This window comes from Biostraticola tofi (genome assembly GCF_004343195.1).
GTDB classification, from domain to species: Bacteria; Pseudomonadota; Gammaproteobacteria; order Enterobacterales; family Enterobacteriaceae; genus Biostraticola; species Biostraticola tofi.
Window position 1 is genome coordinate 45,194 of the sequence record NZ_SMCR01000015.1, and the last position, 7,541, is coordinate 52,734.

The following is a 7,541-nucleotide window of genomic DNA, read 5'->3' on the forward strand; positions in this document are numbered from 1 at the left end:
ATTAACCAAATCGCCTCACACAGGGCAAACCAACCAAAAATGCAGGCCACAAGGCCGCCGGAATCCTGATCGCTACCCGCGATAGCAGGATCGAATCCGCATGTCTGACACACAGGAGGAACGCCATGAAACTGACGTTTAGCAATTCAACGATGGACGTAATCATGCACGAGTGCCGCAGAACCGGGACACCTGTTGCAACGCTCATCAATAAACTTGTGGATGCCGAGGCAGAACGCATCCGAATCAACTTGAAGAAATCCATTGAAGGAGAACCAAATGACAGAAGTAGAAAAAACTAATGTAATCACCGAGCCATCCCTTATCACTGCCAAACGTCTCACGGCTCACAAGATTGTTGTGAAGGACACGGGCGAGGTGATCAGAATGACGAATGACCACAGGATGGTTTACTCGCATCTGGGAGATCAATTCCGTGGTCTGACAAATCCCAAAAATATCGCCGCTGGCAAGTCCACAGGTCATTACTACGACTCAGACAAAAATCTTGAGATTCGGTGTGATGTTAAAAATACCACTTTCAAGAAGGTCAAAAAGGATCTCAAAGCGCTTGGGCTTATCCACTGGATCAAACCTAAGGCGAAGAAATCAGGCCACTCTTGTGAGTATTTCGTTAAGCCGGTTGATGAAGTGGCGCACAATCTGGAATTCATCTTCCAGGAATTGCCTAATGGTAAACCATCTTATGATCATGAGCGTGTGAGCGGTCAAAAGACAAAAAAATCAAAGCAGCAAGGGTCGAAAACTGAGGATAAACAGGAAAATGGCAAATCCGAACCTGCGTCACCTGGTGACGTTAACGAAGTTAAACCGGGCTGCACCGAAATGCAGGCAGAACCACAGGCATCACAGGCAGAAACCGCTGCTACACCAGCCACTGATACGCTCGCTAACCAGCCCGCAGGCCAGCATTCTGACCTGGCCTCTAAGCCTGCCCCGGCGAGTGTTGAACAGCGCGATAGCGCGGCATCCAATGACGACAACGGCTGCAATGATCGTGCCGATGATAATAATGAGGTGAAGCCGCCGCAGGAGCCACAGCAGGAATATAAGACCTTCAAAAATGACCGGCCTTTTCCACCTGAGAAGCGAGAGCCAGAAGAAACCGCAGGCCGTGTTATAGCCCCGCTCGATGATCTTCTCTGCTGGTTCGACCTTGGAAACGGCGAGGGCATGGACGAATACGGCGTAATGTGGTGTGTATCAGGCGATGACCTTGACAGTCTGATTGGTAAACATCTCAAAACCAGAGAAACGGAAGCTGAAAAAAACTTTAAATTGCAGAGGACATATTGATTGAGAAACGCAAGGCACTGACCGCCACCCAGAACGAAACAGAAGAAGATCTTCCCGAACCACTCCCAGACCTGACTCGCCTGTATAAACGGCGTTGCCGCAACGGCGATATCATGCAGAAGTGCAAACATCTCCTCATTGCCGGAATGCTTCCAGGAAGGGTTGCGCTGATCTGTAGGCTTCCACTGGAAAAAGTCCAGGAACTGTACGACAACAGTTATAACCCGGCTTGCCGCCGATTCGCGAAAACGAACGAATACACCAATGCCCATTTAGCGCTGACCTCATTTAACGAGGGTGAGACGCTCGCACATATCTGCACGGCACTGGGATTGTCACTGTACTGGGTGGTGATGTCACTCAGGCAGAACGGCGTCACCGATGCAGCAATGGCTCCACGGTTCCCGCTATATGATGATCCGCTCTACGTGGAGTATCGCCTGGTGTGTGAACGGAAAGCCGCGAGCCGTTTTAAACCGTTCCAGATAAACCCGGTAAGACGCATCAGTAAGAACCAGGCAGGCAAGGCAGGGCCACGAACAAGGCCGCAACCGTGAGTCAGATCGCGACGGCCTGAAAGTCCCACATTGACCCAACATTTAACCCTACTCGAAATTTTATCTTACCTGCCTGTTGCATGGCTGGCGTATCGCTGCGCCCGTGACGGGCTGGCCCTGTACAGGAACCCTAAGAATGAAAACAAAATTGCAAAAAGTCAGAGAAGGCATTGCCGCCGCGCTTCTGGGGAAAACTCCAGAGCAACTGGAAGAAGAACAGCGGCAGGATGCTGTAAAAAGCGCTGTTGATGACTACCTGACCCGCCACCCTGATTGGAAACCAACAACAGCGCCCGCAGTTGCGCCAGTGACCAGCAAAAAAAAGAAGGCCAACCGCATCAAGAAGAGTTTGGGGGCCGGTGCCTTTACACCTCATGTTATGGATGAGGAAGCGCTCCGCCGTGCGCGTGAAGCAGCACGAGCATTCCAAGCGGCTGACCCAGACCGCTACGGTGACATCATCCATCAGTTACAAAAATAAACTTTATTATTGACCTTGTTATCATCTTATCACATTATCATATAATCAATTTATTATGTTATCAGTGTGGTGGGATTATGATCGAGAAAACAATGACAGTAGCTGCAAGCATGACTGAGCATGCTGCTATGTTGAGGTTGAAAAGGTTTTTAAAGAAACAAGGGAAATCAATCAGGCGGAACAAAGCTAACACCGAGGCCGCTAAAAGCTCTGGACGGTTTTATATCGTTGATGAACTTAAAGGCCAGGTGGTTGCAACCGCTGAGGAGATTACCCCTTGGATGCGTGAATATGGAGCAATGGAGGATTGGGAATATGTGATCGGAGAAGAGACAATCCGGGACATCATCAGGAAACAAAATTCCAGCCTATAACACGCTGAGGTCTATCTCTTTCTGGGGCTTTCTGCCCCTCCGTCAATTCTGCCGACTGTTACGGCGATCACTGAACTAAGTACCGTCAAATCTAACGGCAAATTTGATTGCTAAAGTTATAGTTTCATGGTAAAATTATACGTAAGGTGATTATTGCGTATGGCAACAAACTGCGTACTACAGACATGTTTACGTAATTTCCTCTCAGGCGCTGGCCTCCTGGATACCTCGCACGGGCCATCCTTGCTTCCCAGTGCCGCTTATTCATTCAGCCGCGTCTTACTCTGCTGAAACACGGAATAATTCTGAGCGTGATTAGCCTTGCGTTCGGGGTTTGCCAGCGGTGTAACAACCGTACTACGTCCCTCTCCTCAGGGGGCCATCTTGTCATGATGCAAACTGGCCTTGAGTGCGTCACGTTTGGGACTCCTTGCCCTTCAATGGACGTGCCGCCGCTCACCCTTTCCCAGATCAGAAAAACAAAAGATGTACATTCTCCTTGTCCTCCGGGGCGGTTGATACCGCCTTACTTTTTTCTGATGCAGCGGCATGAACTGCCGTTAACCAAAGGTTAACCCGGCATTACCGGGCTGAACTGACCCAGTAAAGAGATGCCGTCCAATGGGACGGCATTTTTTCACCTGCACACCGTCAATAATGACGATATGGCCCAGAAGCCAACAACCGAACAACAGAACAACAACTTTATGGAGTGACCTTTATGAAAATGGGCGAATCCCAACGCACCTTTAATGATGTCGTGACCTACCAGGCCGACGCTAATTTTGCAGTGAAAACAGTCAACATCCCAAACCTGGCCGTCGAAGTGCAGCCCGGTTCGGTCATTAAGGCCGATGGCACCGCATTTACCTCCGGCAACGATGCATTACTGGTTCTGAGCCATCACCGCGCTGGTACAGATGCAAACATCATTGTTGCTGACCGTGGCGTCTACATCCGCCCGGAAACCGTCATCGCCGTTATGGGCGCGACTGTAGGCGCTGCTGCAATTGCTGCTCTGACTGCATCCGGCAATATCCGCGTAGCTCAGGCCGACGCTCAATAATTTTACCGATAAGGACATCACAACATGGCTCTTACAAAAGATTTTTCATACGTCGATTACAGTTCGACCTTTGCTAACGTTCCGGCCCGAAATCGCATCCTAACCAACCTGAACATTTTCCAGCGTGACGTTACTGACCAGTTTAAAAGTAGTCTGGACATCCTGAACGCTCAGGCTGACACCATCGCACCGGCATCAAATCGATTTTCCAGCGAATGGGGAAGCACACCGAAGCCAAAAGCAGCTAACCATCTGATCGAGCTTCCTCTGTTCCCTACCCAGGATGTGATCACTGCTGCTGATGTGCAGCCGTACCGTAAGATCGGCTCTTCGCTACAGGCCAACGTCCTGGACGCTGTAACTGCTAAAAGCCTGGCTCACTATGAACGCTTCGCTGCGACTCGTGAACGCATGTTTGCTGAAAGCCTGTTCCGTCATCGCGTCACCGATATGGAATACACCGCTGATGGCCCGATCCTGGATTGGTCAGAGGAATTTGGTTACGACCAGAGCACCGGAACCATCTACACCGGGGTTGCTGCTGATCCGTTAGAATCCCTGTCCGATGAGGTCAGCGCCATGAAGCGCCGCATGGGGGGCCTTGCTTCCCTGCTGAAAGGCATCTACCTGTTCGCGGGTTCCAATCTGTTCAAGAAGCTGCGTTTTAACCCATCGGTTCGCCAGCTTGTGCAGTATGGTGTGCTTGATCCTGATGGCCTGGTGTTCAATAAAGAGATCAACCCGGCATTCAGCTATTTCGTTCTGGATAACGTAACTGTTGTCGAAATGTCCGATACCGATTTCTACGGCATCGGGGCAGATCAGGGCTTCATGGTTCCGGTCTTCGAGAAGCCGTTAAGCGCTGATCAGGCATCGCCTTTTACCAACCTGGTAGGCCCAACAAGCCGCAATCTGGAATTGGCATTTGCTGACGTAGTGGATTTCCGCATCTATAGCAGCACCGATGCGTACAGAAATATCACGCTTTCCAGCGAATTTTCAATGCTCCCTGTGGCATTCCGCCCCGACCTGGTGACAGCCATCACCAACGATGCTTCTTAATCAGGTGAGATAACAGCCCAACGGGATAAGACACCCACGGGCTAACGGTTTTGGGGGCCATCTTCGGCCCCTCCGTCATTATGGAGAGGTAAAAATATGCAATTGAAAATCCTTGGCGTGGGAAACTCGCCGGTGCTGTCGGTCAAGGTTAAGACGTTGGACGATGCCAACTTGCTGAACGTGTCAGCGCTCGCCAGAGCGTTTGGCGTACACCGCAGCACATTTTTATCTCGCGTGGCGACGCATGGCCTTGAGGCTGCGATCCTGCACTACGCGACTGAACAAAAACTGAAAGAAGTAAACTAAGCCGGATGGGAAACCATCCGGTCTTTTTATATCAGGTATTGCAATATCTTAGGTATGACCTTGATTTTTTTGTGGGTGATGCTTATATAGATGTATGTTTTTCAATCATTCAGGAAGACTTTTATGGAAAGTCACAACTTTGAAAAATTAAAAGAACACATTATATCCTTGTCCGAATCAAGTTATTTCGAAATTGCGAAAACCGAGTGGAAACTTCATTCCGTTGAAGTTTCGGAAGAGATGGATAGCTGTCCTTGTGGCCAGTCGATTAAAGAACACTGTTATATTGAAAATAAGAGAAATGGTAAGACTACATATGTAGGTAACGTGTGCATCAACCGTTTTATGAATATTGATACTGGCACACTTTTCGACGGTCTAAAGAGAATTAAGGACAATAGAAAGGCAAATGCTAACGAAGCATTGATCAGTTATGCGCAAACAAAAGGTTTTCTGCATGAGTCTGAATATAAATTTCTTGTTGAAACAATGAATAAGAGAAAATTGACTGATAAGCAGCTTGCTTGGAAAGAAAAAATTAACAATCGTATTTTAAACGAAATTGTTGTGAAGAGAAGAACGACAAGATAAAAATTATCCTCTCTACAATTCAAGAGAGGACATTATTTATTAAATTTTATAATTTATCATTTCAATATACTCTGAAAGTTCTTTCATGCTGGCCCCTTGGCTGTAGGTGCGAAATGCTTCCGTTTTTGCCTTTTGCTCTGTGTGCCCGGTGATGGCTCCGATCCTTTGTTCTGGCACTCCTGCACGGTCTAAACAAGTGATAAACATCCCACGTAAGCTGTGGAAGCATTGCCGATCTGTTGCCGCTGGTAATGCCTGACGTCGCAAGCGTGTGAAGGCTTGAGAGAACCACGGGCCTTTCTTCCCATCCTTCCGGGTTATCTTATTTGACTGTGCAAAAAGGTATTCGCCGTTGTTCTGGCGCAGAAGTTTATCCACGATACCAATTAACTGAGAATGGACAGGGATATGACGCACACCCGCCGCCGTTTTTGCTTTACTGATGAAGAAGCAGCGAACGTTTTCTACCATGACAATATCCACTCGTTTCAGGCTTGCCAGTTCATCGAGGCGACAGCCCGAGAAAAGCCCCATCAAAATTAAATCCCTCATCGTTTCGTCTGCTTCCTTGATTAAGATTTGCAGTTGTCCAGGTTCAAAGGGTTGGTAGCTTTCGATTGTGCGCCGTGCTTCCAGGTTGTGACCATGAAAGGGATTGCTGTCTGGGATTCCATCATCACGACGCTTTGCAAACTCGTAGAGACTGCCCAGGGATGTAAGCCAGTTTTGTACCGTTTGTGGTGCGGATTGCTGCTGTGTCTCGATGAAATCCGTCACAGTACGCCGCCCGATCTTGTTCAATGCAATATCTACTTTCCCGATGCTTTGCAAAAATACCTCAACTGCCCGTGCTGATTTACTCAACGTTGAAAACGCCCGACGTTGGCTATAAACCTGCATGTATTCATCGCGAATTGCTGCCAGCATGGGAGCAGGTGAGACTGCTACAGGCGAATTCTTGGCTTGTTTGATGGCTGTATGTAGCGTGGTAATAGCGTTCTGAATACGAATGTCTTCGCGGTCTGGATTCAGCATTTCTTTAAGGTTGTTGAATTCAATCAGCATATGATTTCTAAAGTGGCGAGCTTTCAATATGTCTTTTGTGCCAGTTGACTTGCGCCACGCCCGCTTGTTATCGAACATGTGGCGCATGTACTTAGGTACGAAAATTTGGAAGATCCATAATCCAGAATTGCTTATAAAAAGGTATTGATTTGCCTTGATTTTCATGATTCCTATCCTATAGAATCACAGCATCAGGTACAGTTGTATGTACAATGTTGAGATGGTAGAACGGCAGCTTCCCAAGCTGCATACGAGGGTTCGATTCCCTTCACCCGCTCCAAATCCAACTCCCCTGAACTCTACCTAACTCAAATTTCTTCGATAAATCAGAGGTTATAGCATTATATTAGTCTATTGAACTCAATGGTACTCCCCGTCGGTCAACCTTAATGTGGGGGTATGGATGGGGGTATAATTGTACCCCTACTGAGAGGTACCCCCAATGAGGCTGACTGCTCGTCAGGTTGAAACTGCAAAACCCAAAGAGAAGTCCTACAAACTGGCCGATGGTGGTGGTCTTTACCCGCTGGTTAATCCCAACGGTAAGAGATACTGGCGTCTCAAATACCGTTCGCTATGTAGTCCCCCCTGAATTTAGTCTTACCGCGTAATGGAGTTCTCTGGTTAAAATACAACCAACGGAGGCTCATCATGAAGAAAGCGCGTTTCACTGAAACTCAGATCCTGCGGGTTCTGAAAGAAGTTGAAGGTGGTCGGCATGT

Annotated in this window: 10 protein-coding genes and 1 pseudogene; 10 read left to right on the plus strand and 1 reads right to left on the minus strand. The window is 48.2% G+C overall.

Annotation, left to right across the window (positions count from 1 at the left end):
* Positions 1 to 125 precede the first annotated feature (125 nt).
* The 9 genes from EDC52_RS19920 to EDC52_RS18825 all read left to right on the plus strand — a co-directional run bounded on the left by EDC52_RS19920 (position 126) and on the right by EDC52_RS18825 (position 5,754).
* The gene (locus tag EDC52_RS19920) at positions 126 to 302 is read left to right on the plus strand and encodes a hypothetical protein (RefSeq protein ID WP_165911767.1); all 177 of its coding nucleotides are present in this window, start codon (positions 126 to 128) and stop codon (positions 300 to 302) included.
* Entirely contained in the window at positions 280 to 1,317 is a 1,038-nt protein-coding gene (locus tag EDC52_RS18790; RefSeq protein WP_131867742.1) for a DUF6945 domain-containing protein, read from the plus strand. Before EDC52_RS19920 ends, EDC52_RS18790 begins: the two co-directional genes overlap by 23 nt.
* Positions 1,314 to 1,874, plus strand: a complete 561-nt coding sequence (locus EDC52_RS18795; protein ID WP_131867744.1) for a hypothetical protein — start codon at positions 1,314 to 1,316, stop codon at positions 1,872 to 1,874. The genes EDC52_RS18790 and EDC52_RS18795 overlap by 4 nt, the downstream gene beginning before the upstream one ends.
* Before the next feature lie 136 nt (positions 1,875 to 2,010).
* Positions 2,011 to 2,355, plus strand: coding sequence for a hypothetical protein (locus tag EDC52_RS18800; RefSeq protein WP_131867746.1), 345 nt, complete (start codon positions 2,011 to 2,013; stop codon positions 2,353 to 2,355).
* Positions 2,356 to 2,432: 77 nt separating this feature from the next.
* A complete protein-coding gene (locus EDC52_RS18805) occupies positions 2,433 to 2,729 on the plus strand; it encodes a hypothetical protein (protein ID WP_047665926.1) in 297 nt (98 codons plus the stop codon).
* Between the two features lie 721 nt (positions 2,730 to 3,450).
* Positions 3,451 to 3,795 carry a hypothetical protein gene (locus EDC52_RS18810; protein ID WP_131867748.1) on the plus strand — a complete coding sequence of 115 codons (345 nt, stop codon included), beginning with the start codon at positions 3,451 to 3,453 and terminating at the stop codon, positions 3,793 to 3,795.
* Between the two features lie 24 nt (positions 3,796 to 3,819).
* Complete coding sequence (locus EDC52_RS18815; protein ID WP_131867750.1) at positions 3,820 to 4,857, plus strand: major capsid protein; 1,038 nt, start codon at positions 3,820 to 3,822, stop codon at positions 4,855 to 4,857.
* A 96-nt stretch (positions 4,858 to 4,953) separates the two neighbouring features.
* On the plus strand, positions 4,954 to 5,163 hold the full coding sequence (locus tag EDC52_RS18820; RefSeq protein ID WP_131867752.1) for a hypothetical protein: 210 nt from the start codon (positions 4,954 to 4,956) through the stop codon (positions 5,161 to 5,163).
* Positions 5,164 to 5,286: 123 nt separating this feature from the next.
* On the plus strand, positions 5,287 to 5,754 hold the full coding sequence (locus EDC52_RS18825; protein ID WP_131867754.1) for a hypothetical protein: 468 nt from the start codon (positions 5,287 to 5,289) through the stop codon (positions 5,752 to 5,754).
* Between the two features lie 39 nt (positions 5,755 to 5,793).
* Here the strand turns inward: EDC52_RS18825 and EDC52_RS18830 are convergent, their stop codons facing one another.
* Positions 5,794 to 6,984, minus strand: a complete 1,191-nt coding sequence (locus EDC52_RS18830) for a tyrosine-type recombinase/integrase (protein ID WP_131867756.1) — start codon at positions 6,982 to 6,984, stop codon at positions 5,794 to 5,796.
* 277 nt (positions 6,985 to 7,261) lie between these two features.
* Here EDC52_RS18830 and EDC52_RS18840 point away from each other — a divergent pair.
* A pseudogene (locus EDC52_RS18840) lies at positions 7,262 to 7,396 on the plus strand (Arm DNA-binding domain-containing protein); the annotation flags it as partial.
* Positions 7,397 to 7,541 lie beyond the last annotated feature (145 nt).